Consider the following 15,702-nt stretch of genomic DNA (forward strand, 5'->3'; position numbering starts at 1 on the left):
GCTCAGAATGTCCCGGCGTCGATGACGAAGCGATACCTCACATCACTGGCGACGACCCGGCCAAAGGCTTCGTTGATCTCGTGGGCGGGAATGACTTCCACTTCGGCCCCGAGTCCTTTAGCCGCACAAAAGTCCAACATTTCCTGGGTCTGCCGGATGCCCCCCATCTTGGAGCCGGCCAGGTTCCGGCGGAAACTCGCCAGGGACCATGCCCGCTGGCTCAGGGGTTCGGTAGGCAGTCCAACGAGCACCAGGGTCCCGCCGAGGGCGAGCAGGGAGAGGTACTGGTCGACGTCGATATTCGCAGAGACGGTATTGATGATCAGGTCGAAGTGCCCGTTAAGTGCGTCAAAGGTGGCCGGGTCGGACGTGGCGTAGTAATGCCCGGCGCCAAGGCGGCGCGCGTCCTCCTCTTTCTTCAGGGATTGGCTCAGCACGGTCACCTCGGCGCCCATGGCGGCCGCGATCTTGACACCCATGTGACCCAGGCCGCCCATGCCGATAATGGCCACGCGTTTCCCCGGACCGGCATCCCAGTTGCGCAGCGGCGAATACATCGTGATGCCGGCACACAGCAGCGGTGCCGCGGCCTCCAGCGAAATGCCTTCGGGAATCTTCAGGACGTAGTTCTCATCCACCACGATGCTGGTGCTGTAGCCGCCGGCCGTGGGCAGTCCGTCCCTGCCCACCGAGTTGTACGTGCTGACGGAACCGGCCAGGCAATACTGTTCCTCGCCTGCCAGGCAGTTGGCGCATTCCCGGCAGGAATCCACGAAGCAGCCCACTCCCACGCGATCCCCTACCACGTGCCGGGTAACCTTTGCCCCGACGGCTTCCACGACGCCGGCGATCTCATGTCCGACAACCACCGGGTACCTGGCGCTGGCCCAATCGCCGCGGGCGGTGTGAATATCCGAGTGGCAGATCCCCGTGAATCTGATGGCAATACGAACTTCGAAGTCGCCGGGTTCGCGTCGTTCGATGGTGCCGGGCCGGAGGGGTTCTGTGGGTGAATGGGCAACATAGGCTCGGGCAAGGGTGGACATGCTGATTCCTTAAGAAGCGGGGAGCCTGTCGAAGACCGGGCTCTGGGGCCGTGCAAGGTGTTCCGGCCTCAGGATCTCCTCGAGCTGCTCGGCCGTGAGCAGTTCCCGTTCGAGTACCAGCGAGGAAACACTCGCCCCGGTGGACAGGGCTTGCCGGGCGATTGACGTTGCCGCGTCGTAGCCGATGATCGGGTTGAGGATGGTGACGACGCCGATGCTCGCCTCCACCTGGGACCGAAGGTATTCCTTGTTGGCTGTGATTCCGTCGATGCAATGGTCCGCAAGCGTGGTGCAGGCCGCGGTGAGGTGGGCCAGGCTGGCGAACAGCGAGCGCGCGATGATGGGCTCGAAGGCGTTGAGCTGCAGCTGCCCTGCTTCGGCGGCGGCAGTAACGGTCAGGTCGTTGCCCATCACCTCGAAGGCCACCTGGTTAACTACTTCCGGAATGACCGGATTGACCTTGCCTGGCATGATGCTGGATCCCGCCTGGCGCGGGGGCAGGTTGATTTCGGCGAAGCCTGCCCGGGGACCGGAGGACAGCAGCCGCAGGTCGTTGCAGATCTTGGACAGCTTCACGGCAATCCGTTTCAGCATTCCGGAGAAGAGCACGAAAGCCCCGCAGTCCTGGGTGGCCTCTACGAGATTCCCGGCGGTCACCAACGGGAGCCCGGTTATTCCGCTGAGGTGGGTGCGGGCAATCGCGGCATATCTCGGATGGGTGTTGATGCCGGTTCCGATTGCCGTTGCCCCGAGGTTGATTTCATGGAGGTGGGCCAGTGCCTCGCGAAGCCGAAGCTCATCTTCTTCCACCATCACTTCGTACGTGCTGAACTCCTGTCCCAAGGTCATCGGGACGGCATCCTGCAGCTGGGTCCTGCCGACCTTGACGACGGCGTCGAACTGAACCGCTTTGCGGGCAAGGGCGCGTCGCAGGTGCTGCATGGCCTCCAGGAGCTCCAGGCCACCCTTGATCGTGGCGATCTTGATCGCCGTAGGGTAGACGTCATTGGTGGACTGGCCCATGTTGACGTCCCCATTGGGATGGATCGCGCTGTAGGCACCTTTGCCGAGCCCAAGGTGCTCAAGCGCCCGGTTGGCTATGACTTCATTGGCATTCATGTTGGTGGAGGTACCGGCGCCGCCTTGGATGACATCGACGACGAACTGGTCCAGCAGCCCGCCCTCTTCGATGTCCACACAGGCCTGGACAATGGCGTCCTTCTTCGCCTCGGCAATCAGACCCAGATCGGAATTTGCCAGCACCGCTGCATGCTTGACCTGGGCGAGGGCCTTGACCAGCTGGGGGTAGGCAGAGATCGCGGTACCGGTGATCGGAAAGTTTTCCACGGCCCGCAGGGTCTGAATACCCCAGTAGGCCGAGTCCGGAAGAGTCCGGGTTCCCAGGAAATCGGTCTCCGTCCGGCCTGCCGGGAAGTCCGGCTCGGTGCCGTCCAGAACGGATGCTGTTGTGCTGTGTGCCATGGCTCAGTTCGACTTCCGGAGGGGCTGGTTAGTTGGAGGGGAAGTTGTAGGAGGCGCCGGAGGCGTCCTTCGCTTCCGGCCAGCGGGAAGTGATGACCTTGCCGCGGGTGTAGAAGGACACGCCTTCGGGGCCGTAGATGTGCTTGTCGCCGAACAATGAGGCCTTCCAGCCGCCGAAGGAGTGGTAGGCCACCGGGACCGGGAGGGGGACGTTGATTCCGATCATGCCCACATCCACCGAGCGCTGGAACTTCCGCGCCGCCGCGCCGGAGGCGGTGAAGATCGCGGTGCCGTTGCCGTAGGGGTTGGCGTTGATCAGGCTGATGCCGTCCTCAAGCGTGTCGACCCGGACGACTACCAGGACGGGTCCGAAGATCTCCTCGGTGTAGGCTCTCATTCCGGTCGTCACGTGGTCGATCACGGTGGGGCCCACCCAGAAGCCTTCTTCGTGGCCGGGGACCACGAGCTCGCGGCCGTCCACCATCACCGCGGCGCCGGCAGCTTCGGCTTCGCTAACGATCTTGACGATGCGTTCCTTCGAGGCCGGGGTGATGACCGGACCCATGTCCGCGCCGGGTTCAGTGCCGTTGCTGACCTGGACGGCTTCGGCACGTTCCCGGACCTTGGCGACGAGGGCGTCGGCGGCGTCGCCAACGGCGACTGCGACGGAGATGGCCATGCACCGCTGCCCGGCGGAACCGAACGCGGCGGCGGCCAGATGGTCGGCGGCGTTGTCCAGATCGGCGTCGGGCAGGATCATGGCGTGGTTCTTCGCCCCGCCCAACGCCTGGACCCGCTTCCCGTGCTTGGTGGCTGTCTCGTGCACGTACTGCGCGATCGGGGTGGAGCCGACGAAGGAGATCCCATCCACGTCCGGGTGCGTCAGCAGCCCCTCCACGGTTTCCTTGCCGCCGTGCAGGACCTGGAAAACCCCGTCCGGCAGACCCGCTTCCTTCCAGAGCCTGGCCAGCAGCAGCGACGGGGACGGGTCGCGCTCGGAGGGCTTGAGGATGAACGCGTTGCCGGTGGCGATCGCCATGGGCGCCATCCACAACGGCACCATGACGGGGAAGTTGAACGGCGTGATGCCTGCGACGACGCCGAGGGGCTCGCGGAAGGAAAACACATCGATGCCGGTGGAGACCTGGTCCGAGTAGTCGCCCTTGAGAAGGGTGGGGACTCCGCAGGCGTATTCGATGACTTCCAAGCCACGGCCGATCTCGCCCTTGGCGTCGGAGAGGACCTTGCCGTGCTCGGCGGTGATCAGCGCTGCGAGGTCGTCCACGTGGGCTGCGACGAGCTCGCGGAACTTGAACAGCACCGCGGTGCGCCTGGCCAGGGAGATATTGCCCCATGTCTCCGCCGCCTTCCTGGCGGCGGAGACGGTGGCGTCCAGGTCTGCCCGGTTGGCCAGGCTCAATTCGCCCGTGACTTTGCCCGTCGCCGGGTTGTACACCGGGCGGGTGATGTCCCCGGAGCCGGCAGTCTCACCACCGTCGATGAAGTGATGGATCCGGGAGAGTGTCGTCGTCGTTGACCTGGTCATTCCGTTGTCCTTTTGGAAGTGATCGCTTTTTCGGTAATGAGGGGCTCAGAAGCCAGGGACGTATCCCAGGGACTTGTCCACGATGTTTTCCAATGGTTCGCCGTTGCAGTACCGCTCGAGGTTCGCCACGAAGAGCTTTCCGAGGTCATCGAGGTAGTCCACGGTGTCACCGCACATGTGCGGGGTGATGATGACGTTCTCCATCCCCCACAGCGCATGCCCTTCCGGCAGCGGCTCGGGGTCTACCACGTCCAGGGCAGCAGCGGCGATGGAGCCGGATTCGAGGGCGTCGATCAACGCGTCCGTCTCAACCAACTGCCCCCGGCCCACATTGATCAGGGCTGCAGTGGGCTTCATGGCTTCCAGGACCCTGGCATCGACCAAACCCCTGGTCTCCTGGGTCAACGGTGCGGCAAGAACCACGTAGTCGTAATAACGGACAATCTGGGCCAGCTCGCGGGAAGAGTAGATCAGGCCAAAGTCGGCGTCTCCGGACCGGCCCGTCCGGCCGGCGCCGTCGACCTCCATCCCCACAGCCCGGAAAAGCCGGCCAATCTCACGGCCGATGGAGCCTGTGCCCACCACCAGCGCGGACTGCCCCTGGATCTTGCGGGTCGTCCGGTGCTGCCAGCGTTTCTGTTGCTGCAGCCGGAACGAGCCCTGTGCGTCCTTGGCGACGTCGAGTACAAATCCGAGCGCGAACTCTGCAATTGCCCGGCTCAGAACACCACGGGAATTCGTGTAGGTGATGTCGCTTGCAACCAGCTCGTCAAACATCAACTGGCTTACCCCGGCTGCGGAGACATGTACCCACTTCACTGACGACGCGGCGTCCCAGTTCTCCTTGAGCGCGGGCGAGAAGGAGTGCCATTGATACAGCACGTCCGCGCCGTCCAGCGCCTTCGCGAGGCCGTCCGCCTTGGTCAGCCGGACCTCGGCGAGCTTTTCGATCTCCATTAGCCCCGGCGGCAGCGCTTCCCTGTACAGGACTGCAACTTTCGGGCGCCCGCTTCCCCCTACGGCAGTCACGGCGCCGATATCCCTGAAACGGCCGGCTGATCAGCGGCCAGTGCCTCGATGGCTGCGAGGACAGCGGCCGTGAATTCCGACGTCGACGATGTCCCCCCGACGTCGCGGGTTCCGTGGCCATCCCGCAGGGCGGACTCGAACGCCGCCTGGAGGTGTGCGGCCGCCTCGGAATGGCCGAGGTGTTCCAGCATCATCGCGCCGGACCAGATCTGGCCCACCGGGTTGGCAAGGCCCTTGCCGGCGATGTCGGGAGCCGAGCCATGCACCGGTTCGAAAAGGGACGGGTAGTACCCGTCCGGGTTCAGGTTGGCACTCGGGGCAAGCCCGATGGACCCGGTGACCGCGCTGCCCAAATCGGACAGGATGTCGCCGAGAAGGTTGGAGGCAACAACGACATCCAACGTCCAGGGCTTCAGGACCAGGTGCGCGGCCAAGGCATCCACCAGCTCGTGCGTAACCGCCACCCCCGGATAACCACCAACGGTTTCCTCCACCACTTCGTCCCAAAAAGGCATGGTGTGGATGATGCCGTTGCTCTTGGTGGCGGACGTCAGCCTTCCACTGCGGGCAGAGGCGAGGGAGGCGGCGAAATGGGCGACCCGGGAAACCCCCAGGCGGGTGAAGATGGTTTCCTGCACGGCGCTTTCCTGCGGCAGGCCCCGGTACATCCGTCCGCCGACCTCCGAATACTCGCCCTCGTTGTTTTCCCTGACGATCAGGAGGTCAATCGGGTTCTTCGCTGCCAGAGGCGAGGCGACGCCGTCGAGCGTCTTGACCGGACGGAGGTTGACGTACTGCTGGAACTCCCGGCGGATCGGGATCAGCAGGCCCCACAGCGACTCGGTGTCCGGGACCTCCGGATCGCCCACCGCGCCGAGGAAAATGGCGTCGTGCACCGCCAACTGGTCCAAGCCATCAGCCGGCATCATCCGTCCATGCCGCTTGTAGTGGTCGGACCCCCACTCGAGGTGGGTGAAGTTGAGGCCCAGCGAATGGATGGCTGCAATGCGCTCCAGGCACGCGATTGCTGCCGGGACAACTTCCTTGCCGATGCCATCGCCTGCGATGACCGCAATGTTGTGGGTGTTCATGGGCTCTCCGTAGGGCCGTCAGTTACCGCGGTGGTTCGCCGAGGTTGATGATCGTGTTCTTGGGTTCCGTCATTTCGCGGACGGCGTGCCGGACGCCTTCGCGCCCGACGCCGGACTTCTTGAAGCCCCCGAACGGCATCGAGTCAATCCGGAGGTCACTGGTCTCGTTGATGACGACGGCGCCGACGTGCAGTTTGTCCGCGATCGCCAAGGCCTGGTCAATGGACCGGGTGAACACCCCGGCCTGCAGGCCGTAGTCAGAGTTGTTGGCCGCGTAGATGGCGTCCTGCACCTCGATGAACGGCAGGATGCTCACCACAGGACCGAAGACTTCGTCCCGGATGACCCGGCACTTCGAGGGCACATCAGTCAGGACCGTCGGCTCGTAGTAGGCGCCCCGGCGCTTGCCGCCCGCATGCAGGGTGCCCCCTGCCGCCGTGGCTTCTGCGACCCATTCCTCAACGCGGCGGGCCTCGGCTTCGGAAATCATGGGTCCGACGTCGGTGGCGCGGTCAAGCTTGGGCCCGGTGGTCAGCGACTTGGTGCCGCGGACTACGTGGGCTAGCACGTCATTGAAGAGGGAGATGTGGGCGTACACCCGCTGGACTGACAGGCAGTTCTGCCCGGCCACTCCGAACGCGCCCGCCACAATCGATTCGGCCGCGGTTTCGGGATCGGCGTCAGCGCACACAATCGTGGCGTTGTTCCCCCCGAGTTCGGACAGGATCTTCTTGGCGCCCGCAGCGGCGGCGATGCGGTCGGCAGTGACCGGGCCGCCCGTGAAGGAGATCAGGTCCACCCGCTCATCGGTGATCAGCGCTTCGGACACGCCTCCGCCAGTGACGATCGCGGCAATCCGCCCCGACGGAACTCCGGCTTCCAACAACACCTGTACCAGCGCGAGCCCGCTCAACGGCGTCCGCCCGGACGGTTTGAGCACGACGCCGTTGCCGCCGATCAGGGCGGGTCCGAGTTTATGCGCCACCAGGTTGAGCGGGTCATTGAACGGCGTGATCGCCGCGACGATGCCCACTGGCTTCCGGCTGTACCAGCCGACCTTGTTCCCCGCGGCCAGACTGTCCTCGAAGGCCAGCGTTTCCCCCACCAGTTCTTCCGCGGCGGCAGCGGACAACCGCAGGGTTTCCCTGCAGCGGCGCACCTCGCGCTCGGCTTCGACGATTGTCTTGCTGCTCTCCGCCGCGATGATCGCAGCGAAGCGTTCAGCCTGTTCTCCAAGCATCCGGGAAGCCTTCTCCAGCGCCTCGCGCCTGGCCCGCAAAGGCCAGTCCGCGAACTGCAAGTGGCGGTGGATATGGCCGATGGCACGCTTCACGTCCTCCGCCGTGGAGACGCAGACGTGCCCCACCACCAAACCGTCCTGGGGATCCGCGACCTCAAGGGTCATCCCGGCGGTTTGCCACTGTCCTTCGAGGAAGGCACCTCCGGGAAGATTGGCAACGTCTACGCGGCTGTCCCCTGATTCAGGGCGCGCGTCATCGAGGATTGTTGATGGCAACATGTGATCCCTTGGCTAGGCGGTGTAAAGGATGATTGGAAAGCTGGCCAGCCGGTCCCGACTGGCCAGCTAGTCTAAGGAGCTACTTGATCCGGTCGATGATCTTCGCGGCCGCCCCGATGAAGGGCAGGAACCACGGCGGACCAAAGTGGCCGGGAACGGGCGGGTTCTTCAGGTCTTCCCACACATTGGCGCTCTTGTCTCCGCCCATGTAATGCGCCATCCGCTTGCCCATGTGGGCCGCCATCTGGACACCGTGGCCGCTGTAGTTGAGCGAGTAGAAGAGCCCGTCGTGCACGCCGGCGTGGACCATCTGGTCCATCGACAGGTCGACGAGACCGCCCCAGATGTAATCCACCTTGGCGTTGGACAGGTACGGGAAGAGCTCGAGCATCGCCTTGCGGAGGATCTCGGCGCTCTTGACGTCCGAGTCCGGGCTGGACAGCGCAAACCGCGCCCGCCCGCCGAAGAGAAGCCGGTTGTCGGGCGTGATGCGGAAGTAGTACGTCAGCATCTTGCTGTCCGAGGCCATCCGCCGGTTCGGCAGGATGCGGTTCACGACGTCCTCGGGCAGCGGCTCGGTGACGATGATGAAGCTGCCCACGGGGATCACGCGGCGCTGCATCCACGGGGTGATGCTGCCGGTGTAGCCGCTCGTGGCGACCAGGACCTGCTTGGCCCGGGTGATGCCGCGCGTGGTGTGTACGTCGTGCACGGTGCCGTTGACCCGCTTGAGCTCGGTCACTCCGGCGTTTTCGCAGATCAGTGCACCTGCGGTTGCGGCTGCCCCTGCGAGGCCGTGGGCGAACTTACCGACATGGAGTCCCGCTCCCATCGGGTCGAGCATCGCTCCCTTGTAGAAGTCGGTGCCGATCTCGCTGTGGATGTCGGCCTTCGGGATGACAGTGACGTAGTGGTCCACGTGCTTGGCCAGCAGTTCCTGGGACTTCTTGAAACCGTCATTGTGCGACTCGTGGTAGGCCAGCGAAAGCTTTCCGAAGCGGTTGAAGTCGCAGTCGATGGCGTGGTCATGGACCAGCTTCTCGATGCTGTCGATGGCGTCGTTGTACTCACGGAACATCTCCACGGCGCGGGGCACCCCGTACCGCTTGACCGCAGTGCTGAATCCAATGGCCAAGCCGGTGGTGGCCATGCCGCCATTGCGGCCTGACGCGCCCCAGCCCACGGTGTGGCGCTCAAAAACGGCAACGCTCGCGCCCTGCTGGGCAAACTCAAGCGCAGCCGAAAGGCCGGTGAACCCGGCACCGATAATCGCGACGTCGACGTTTTCCGGCACCGGGGTGCTGCGGTAATCGCCGGAAGGCTCGGCTGTGTCCAGCCAATAAGGGACAAGTTTCACGAAAATGGCCTTTCGCCTCGAAGTCGGTCTAGAGACCGAGGTGCTTGTTGATCTCGTCCAGGGACTTGGCAACATTGAGGTCGTAGCCCGGGCCAATGGGGTCATAGCCACGGTCCAGCAGCCAGAGGTTGCGGAAGCCCATGTCGTGCATCGGATGCACGTCGTAGCGGGTGTGGGAGGAGATGTGCAGGAAGTCCTCCGGCTTGGCGTTCAGGGTGTCCAGCATGTACTCGAAAGCCTGGTAGCGCGGCTTGTAGGCCTGTGCCTGCTCGGCGGTGAGCACGGCGTGGAAGTTTGCGCCGAGCTTGGGAATGCTGATGTCCAGGAAGCTGTCGTCTGCGTTGGACAGGGCCACCAGCTTGAAGTTGTCGCCCATGAGCTTCAGCGGAGCCGGCACGTCCTCGTGGGCAACCCAGCCGCGGACCGCCTCGGCGAACTGCGCGCCGGCATCCTCGTTCGACTCAATGCCCCAGTACTTGCACACACGGTCAAAGGAGTCCTGGAGGATCTGCTCGTAGGGCTTGTAGTCACCACAGACCTCGTCGAAGCGGTACCCGCGGAAGACCTTCTTGAACGCGGGCCACTCTTCTTCAGGCAGGCGGCCATCCAGCAGGCGACGCGTGGTGGGATCGATGTCGAAGTTGATCAAAGTGCCGTAGACATCGAAGGAGATGTACTTCGGCCGGTTGGTGGTTGCCATAATTCGTCCGTTCATTGATGACTTTTGCGGGACGCCCGGTGGTCCGCCGTCCCGCTTCAGCTCATGGGGGCGGGAGATTCCTGGACGTCGAGAACCAGATGCTTTGACTGTAGGTCCCAGAATTGTAGATTGTCAACAGTTTCTGTTGCGAAACCTTCTCATATAGTTCGGATCCCAAACCCGCGTCCAACTTTACTTATCGTCGATTGTTGACAATCTGCGATTTGAGGAGTTGCATAGGCAGTGGATGCAGAACGAGACCCGTATCACAGCACTTTGAACCCAACACCTCCCCGTTTTCCCCCTGGGACCGGCTTCCGAACTGACAAGGACGCCACTCGGAAGCCCTCCGAAAATACCCACTCGTTCGGCGAAACCAACTTCACCTGAAACCCATTCTTGAAGGGAAGCACCATGAAGACAATGAGCAAGATCCAGACTGCCGCTGCAGGCCTTGCAGTGCTGGTGGCCCTGAGCGCTTGCAGCGCCGCCGCGACGCAGGATTCGAACAGCCCGGGCACCGCTGATATCTCGGCAGGTATCCAGCCTGATGCCAAGGCTGTCAGCCTGCTTCCCCAGTCCTACAAGGACAAGGGCGAACTGACGGTTGCGATGGACCTGCACTACCCGCCGACGACCTTCCTCGCGGAGGACAACCAGACGCCGATCGGCCTGAACCCGGACATCGCCCGGTTGGTGGCCAAGAAGCTGGGACTGAAGCTGAAGTTCGAGGACACGAAGTTCGACACGATCGTCCCGGGCCTCGACGGCGGCCGCTACGACTTCACGGCAACGACCATGTCCAAGACCGAAGAACGGCTTGCGGTGCTCGACATGATTGACTACTTCAAGGCCGGCAGCTCCGTGGCCGTGGCCGCGGGCAACCCGCTGAACCTCAGCATGGAGACCCTGTGCGGCAAGAACATCGCCGTCACTGCCGGCTCGACCGGCCAGCTCAAGCGCCTCCCCGCCCTCTCCGAGCAGACCTGCACCTCCAAGGGACAGCCGGCGATCAACGCCGTCACGTTGCCCAACGTCCAGGAAGCCCTGACCCAGCTGCACTCCAAGCGGATCGACGGCATCCTCTACGACACCACCGCACTCGGGTGGGCCGCGAAGCAGCAGCCGGACTCCTTCACCCTCCTCGGCCGGGTCAATGTCGGCTCGAGCGACGTCACCGCTATTGGCGTAAAGAAGGGCTCGCCGCTGACACCCGCCCTGCAGGCCGCCATCCAGTCCGTCCTGGAGACCCCGGAGTACAAGAAGTCCCTCGAGACCTGGGGTCTTGAGTCCGGCGCCATCACCGACGCCAAGCTCAACTAGGGGGCGCCTCCATGGTCACAACTATCAGCAAAGGAAGTGAAACCACGATGGGTGGCATCGATGCAGCCCTCAAGCCGCGGCTCCGGCTTCGGACTCCCACCGAGTACGCCGGATGGGTGCTGAGTATTCTCGTTGGCCTCGGGATCCTCGCCTCGGTCCTGACTAACCCCAACTTCAAATGGGGCATCGTCGGAAAGTACTTCTTCGCCGAATCGATCCTGCGCGGCCTGGTGCTCACCGTCTTCCTCACGGTCGCGAGCATGGCACTGGGAACGTTGCTCGGCCTCGCCCTGGCGGTCATGCGCGCCTCGCATGTCAAGCCGGTTTCCATCGCCGCAGGACTCTACCTCACCCTGTTCCGCGGCACCCCGGTGCTGGTGCAGCTGATCTTCTGGTTCAACATCTCCGCGCTCTACCCTGACCTGAGGATCGGGATCCCGTTCACGGACATTGGCACGGCCGTGGACACTAATGCGATCATGGGCCCGATCACCGCAGCCCTGGTGGGCCTGACCCTCAACCAGGCCGCGTACATGGCCGAGATCATCCGCGGTGGCTTCTCCGCCGTCGGCAAGGGACAAATCGAGGCCGCCGACTCCCTGGGCATGAGCGCCGGAATGCGGATGCGCAAGGTCATCATCCCGCAGGCGATGCCCTCGATCATCCCGGCGACCGGCAACCAGTTCATCGGCATGTTCAAGGAGACCTCCCTCGTCAGCGTGCTCGGCGTCGCGGAATTGCTCCAAAGCGCCCAGCTGATCTATGCCCGTACCTACGAAACCATCCCGTTGCTGATTGTCGCCAGCCTCTGGTACCTGGTGATGACCCTGCTGTTGAGCTACCCGCAGGCCCAGCTCGAGAAACGATACTCCCGCGCAACCTCCACCTTGCCCCGCAAGGCCAAGCGGGTTGCCCAACCGGAAGGCGCTGCCCGATGAGCACCGACGGCACCATTCACGCCCGCGGAATCCGCAAATCCTTCGGACATAAGACGGTCCTGCAGAACATCGACCTGGACGTCGCCAGCGGCGAAGTCTGCTGCATCATCGGCCCGTCCGGCTCGGGCAAGTCCACCTTGCTGCGCTGTATCAACGGGCTGGAGACGGTGGACCTCGGAGTCCTGCAGGTCAACGGCGAAACCTTCGGCTACCACGAAACCGAAACCGCCTACCATGCCCTGAGCAAGAAGAAGCTGGCCGAGCAGCGCACCCGGGTCGGCATGGTCTTCCAGCAGTTCAACCTCTTCCCCAACATGACAGCCCAGGAAAACGTCATGTCCGGTCCCGTCCTGGTCAAAGGCCAGGACAAGAAGAAGGCTGCCGCCCGGGCTGACGAACTCCTTGCCAGCGTCGGACTCGACGGCCACGGATTCAAGTACCCCGCCCAGCTCTCCGGCGGACAGCAGCAACGCGTGGCCATCGCCCGTTCCCTGGCGATGGACCCCGAAATCATGCTCTTCGACGAACCCACCTCCGCCCTGGACCCCGAAAAGGTCGGCGAAGTCCTCGCCGTCATGAAGGACCTGGCTAAAAAGGGCATGACCATGGTCGTCGTCACCCACGAAATGGGCTTCGCCCGCGAAGTCTCCGACTCCCTGCTTTTCATGGACGAGGGCTTCGTGGTTGAACGCGGCGATGCGCGCGAAGTGCTTGGCAATCCGAAGGAAGCCCGCACTCGGTCCTTCCTGGAAAAGGTGCTCTAATGACCGACGGAAAACTCGCAGTCATCGGACTGGGCAGCATCGGAAGCATGGCCCTGTGGCAAGCATCCCGCCTGTCCGACTCCGTAGTCGGCTTCGAGGCCGCAACCCCCGCCCACGGCCGCAGCGCCGTGGGCGGGGACACCCGACTCTTCCGCATGATCTACCGCGGCAACCCCGACTACTACCCCATCCTGCAACGCTCCCAGCGGCTCTGGGCCGAACTCGAAGCCGAAACCGGCCAGGACATCCTCACCCGCTGCGGCGGCCTGTCCATCGGCACCGCCAACGGCCCCTACATCAACGCCGTCCTGGAAACCACCAAGGCCACCGGCGCCGAACACCAGCTCCTCAGCCACGCGGAACTGGCCGAACGGTACCCGCAGCACAACCTCCGCCCCGACGACGTCGCCGTCTACGACCCCAACGCCGGCGCCCTGCGCACCGACCGCGCGGTCACGGCGGCAGTCGCCGCCGCCGAAGCCAACGGTGCCACGGTCCACCGCAACACCCCCGTGGACAGCATCACCGAAACCAACGACGGCGTTGTCGTCACCGCCGGCGGCCGGTCCTGGACCTTCGAGAACGTCATCGTCGCCTCCGGCGGCTGGTCACGCAGGCTCATGCCCGACTACCTGAAGGCCGCAACGGAAACCAAGAGGATCTTCCTGTCCTGGTTCGTCGCCAACGATGCCAGCCAATTCACCCCGGAGAAATTCCCTATCTTCATCCGGATCTACGAAGACCGCTCCATGTACGGCGCACCCGCCGTCGACGGCGTCACCGTCAAGGCAACACTTGACGGCCGCGGAAAGCCGACGCCGGACCCTGACGCCGTCCCCCGGGAGCTCACCACCGCGGAAATCGAAGAAACCACGGACACCGTCAGCGAATTCTTCCCCGGCCTTATCCCGAACATCGTCCGTTCTGATGCCTTCCCCGACCTCTTCACCGAAGATGGCCAGCCCCTCCTTGGCCCGTTCAGCGAAGGCAGCAGGATCTACTGCGCCACCGGCTTCTCCGGTGCCGGCTTCAAGAACGCCACCGGCTTCGGCCACATCGCCGCACACGAAGCCCTCGGAAAGCAGACGTTCGACGGCCTGGGCTTCGTCCGCCCGGAACGATTCAAAACCAGCTAAACCATCCTGTCATCACAGCGATGCGCCTCACATCGCAAATTGTTGACAATCTACAGTTCATAAGAAAGCATGAAGCCATGGCAACTCTCAGTCCCATCCTCAAGCAGGCCACGCCCGTAATCGTCGACCACGCCCTCGGCAGCTGGATCTATGCCACCGACGGCAAGAAGTACCTCGATTTCACGACGGGCATCGGCGTCACCAGCACCGGTCATTGCCACCCCGACGTGGTTGCGGCAGCCCGCGAGCAGGTGGGGAAGATTGTCCATGCGCAGTACACCACCGTGATGCACAAGCCGCTGCTTGAGCTCACTGAGCGGCTGGGAGACTTCCTGCCCTCGGGGCTGGACAGTGTCTTTTACGCCACGTCCGGCTCCGAGGCTGTAGAGGCCTCGGTCCGCCTGGCCCGCATGGCCACCGGACGGCCGAACATCATCTCCTTCCACGGCGGCTTCCACGGCCGCACCGTCGGCGCCGCCTCCCTCACCACGGCCGGCACGAAGTTCCGCTCGGGCTTCTCGCCGCTGATGAGCGGCGTGCACATCGCGCCTTTCCCGCACGCCTACCGCTACGGCTGGGACGAGGAAACCGCCGTCGACTTCGCCCTGAAGGAACTGGACCAACTCCTGGCCAGCATCTCCAGCCCGGCCGACACAGCCGGCTTCATCATCGAACCGGTCCTCGGCGACGGCGGCTACATCCCCACTCCGGCGGGCTTCCTGCAGGGGCTGCGCGAACGCGCCGACAAGCACGGCATCGTGCTCATCGTCGATGAGGTACAGGCCGGCGTCGGACGAACCGGAAAGTTCTGGGGACACAACTGGGCAGGCATCACCCCGGACGTCATCATCACCGCCAAGGGCCTGGCCAGCGGATTCCCGATCTCGGCCATCGCAGCTTCAACGGAGCTGATGGGCAAAGCCTGGCCGGGCTCGCAGGGCGGCACCTACGGCGGAAACGCCGTCGCCGCCGCCGCGGGCGTGGCGACCCTCGCTGTCATCGAGCGCGAGAACATGGTCCAGAACGCCCTGGTCCGCGGCGACGAACTCCGCGCCGGGCTGGACAGCCTCAAGGGCCAGTTCGCCACGATCGGCGATGTGCGTGGGCGCGGCCTGATGCAGTCCGTGGAGTTCACCGCCGCAGATGGAACGCCGGACGCAGCAACCGCACTTGCCGTCCAGCAGGCGGCCATCCCGGAGGAACTCCTGCTCCTCACCTGCGGCCCGCACGGAAACGTCATCCGCATCATTCCGCCGCTCAACGTCAGCAGCGACGAGATCCAGGCCGGCCTGACCCGGTTCACCCAGGCGCTGAAGACAGCCGCCGTCTAATCTTCCCTCCGATCCATGAAAGCGTGACATGAGCACCTCATTCGACCCTTCAGGTCTTCACACTGAACTGTTCATCGATGGCGCCTGGCAGAAGGCTGCCAGCGGAGCCACTTTCGCCGTCGAAAACCCGGCCACGCACGAGGTCATTGCCCACGTGGCCGACGGCGGCCCGGAAGAGGCCCGTGCAGCCATCGAGGCTGCGGGCCGCGCCCAGGCGGAGTGGGCAAAGTCCACTCCGCGCCAGCGGGCGGACATCCTCCGGCGCGCCTTTGAGCTCGTCATCGCCAACACCGACCGGCTGGCTTCGATCATGACCGCCGAAATGGGCAAGCCCCTGGCCGAGGCCAAGGGCGAAGTGGCCTACGGCGCCGAAATGCTGCGCTGGTTCTCCGAGGAAGCCGTCCGCATCGGCGGCGACCAGGCCACCTCCGTGGACGGCA

At 64.1% G+C, this 15,702-nt stretch carries 14 protein-coding genes; 6 read left to right on the forward strand and 8 right to left on the reverse strand.

Annotation, left to right across the window (positions count from 1 at the left end; genetic code table 11):
- Positions 1 to 2: 2 nt before the first annotated feature.
- The 8 genes from BLP88_RS15750 to BLP88_RS15785 all read right to left on the reverse strand — a co-directional run bounded on the left by BLP88_RS15750 (position 3) and on the right by BLP88_RS15785 (position 9,770).
- Entirely contained in the window at positions 3 to 1,046 is a 1,044-nt protein-coding gene (locus BLP88_RS15750) for an NAD(P)-dependent alcohol dehydrogenase (RefSeq protein ID WP_074590718.1), read from the reverse strand.
- Positions 1,047 to 1,055: 9 nt separating this feature from the next.
- Entirely contained in the window at positions 1,056 to 2,528 is a 1,473-nt protein-coding gene (aspA, locus tag BLP88_RS15755; RefSeq protein ID WP_074590720.1) for an aspartate ammonia-lyase, read from the reverse strand.
- A gap of 28 nt (positions 2,529 to 2,556) precedes the next feature.
- Entirely contained in the window at positions 2,557 to 4,074 is a 1,518-nt protein-coding gene (locus tag BLP88_RS15760; RefSeq protein ID WP_074590722.1) for a CoA-acylating methylmalonate-semialdehyde dehydrogenase, read from the reverse strand.
- A 45-nt stretch (positions 4,075 to 4,119) separates the two neighbouring features.
- Positions 4,120 to 5,031, reverse strand: a complete 912-nt coding sequence (locus BLP88_RS15765) for a D-2-hydroxyacid dehydrogenase (RefSeq protein WP_074590723.1) — start codon at positions 5,029 to 5,031, stop codon at positions 4,120 to 4,122.
- A gap of 68 nt (positions 5,032 to 5,099) precedes the next feature.
- Positions 5,100 to 6,194 (reverse strand): tartrate dehydrogenase, encoded by a 1,095-nt coding sequence (locus BLP88_RS15770; protein ID WP_074590725.1) that lies wholly within the window; start codon positions 6,192 to 6,194, stop codon positions 5,100 to 5,102.
- Positions 6,195 to 6,216: 22 nt separating this feature from the next.
- Entirely contained in the window at positions 6,217 to 7,713 is a 1,497-nt protein-coding gene (locus BLP88_RS15775; RefSeq protein WP_074590727.1) for an aldehyde dehydrogenase family protein, read from the reverse strand.
- Positions 7,714 to 7,792: 79 nt separating this feature from the next.
- Positions 7,793 to 9,070: an NAD(P)/FAD-dependent oxidoreductase gene (locus BLP88_RS15780; RefSeq protein ID WP_074590729.1), complete on the reverse strand. Its 1,278-nt coding sequence runs from the start codon at positions 9,068 to 9,070 to the stop codon at positions 7,793 to 7,795.
- A 28-nt stretch (positions 9,071 to 9,098) separates the two neighbouring features.
- Positions 9,099 to 9,770, reverse strand: a complete 672-nt coding sequence (locus BLP88_RS15785; RefSeq protein ID WP_074590731.1) for a haloacid dehalogenase type II — start codon at positions 9,768 to 9,770, stop codon at positions 9,099 to 9,101.
- 414 nt (positions 9,771 to 10,184) lie between these two features.
- Between BLP88_RS15785 and BLP88_RS15790 the strand changes: the two genes are divergently transcribed.
- The 6 genes from BLP88_RS15790 to BLP88_RS15815 all read left to right on the forward strand — a co-directional run.
- Positions 10,185 to 11,093, forward strand: coding sequence for an ABC transporter substrate-binding protein (locus BLP88_RS15790; RefSeq protein ID WP_074590733.1), 909 nt, complete (start codon positions 10,185 to 10,187; stop codon positions 11,091 to 11,093).
- Between the two features lie 11 nt (positions 11,094 to 11,104).
- Positions 11,105 to 12,031 carry an amino acid ABC transporter permease gene (locus tag BLP88_RS15795; RefSeq protein WP_245413147.1) on the forward strand — a complete coding sequence of 309 codons (927 nt, stop codon included), beginning with the start codon at positions 11,105 to 11,107 and terminating at the stop codon, positions 12,029 to 12,031.
- The gene (locus BLP88_RS15800; RefSeq protein ID WP_074590737.1) at positions 12,028 to 12,795 is read left to right on the forward strand and encodes an amino acid ABC transporter ATP-binding protein; all 768 of its coding nucleotides are present in this window, start codon (positions 12,028 to 12,030) and stop codon (positions 12,793 to 12,795) included. Before BLP88_RS15795 ends, BLP88_RS15800 begins: the two co-directional genes overlap by 4 nt.
- Positions 12,795 to 13,931: an N-methyl-L-tryptophan oxidase gene (solA, locus tag BLP88_RS15805; RefSeq protein ID WP_074590739.1), complete on the forward strand. Its 1,137-nt coding sequence runs from the start codon at positions 12,795 to 12,797 to the stop codon at positions 13,929 to 13,931. The genes BLP88_RS15800 and solA overlap by 1 nt, the downstream gene beginning before the upstream one ends.
- A gap of 77 nt (positions 13,932 to 14,008) precedes the next feature.
- On the forward strand, positions 14,009 to 15,262 hold the full coding sequence (locus tag BLP88_RS15810) for an aspartate aminotransferase family protein (protein WP_074590741.1): 1,254 nt from the start codon (positions 14,009 to 14,011) through the stop codon (positions 15,260 to 15,262).
- Between the two features lie 28 nt (positions 15,263 to 15,290).
- A partial coding sequence (locus BLP88_RS15815) for an aldehyde dehydrogenase family protein (RefSeq protein WP_139163417.1) occupies positions 15,291 to 15,702 on the forward strand: 412 nt, incomplete at its 3' end.

It is taken from the genome of Arthrobacter cupressi (assembly GCF_900099975.1).
Taxonomy (GTDB): Bacteria; Actinomycetota; Actinomycetes; order Actinomycetales; family Micrococcaceae; genus Arthrobacter; species Arthrobacter cupressi.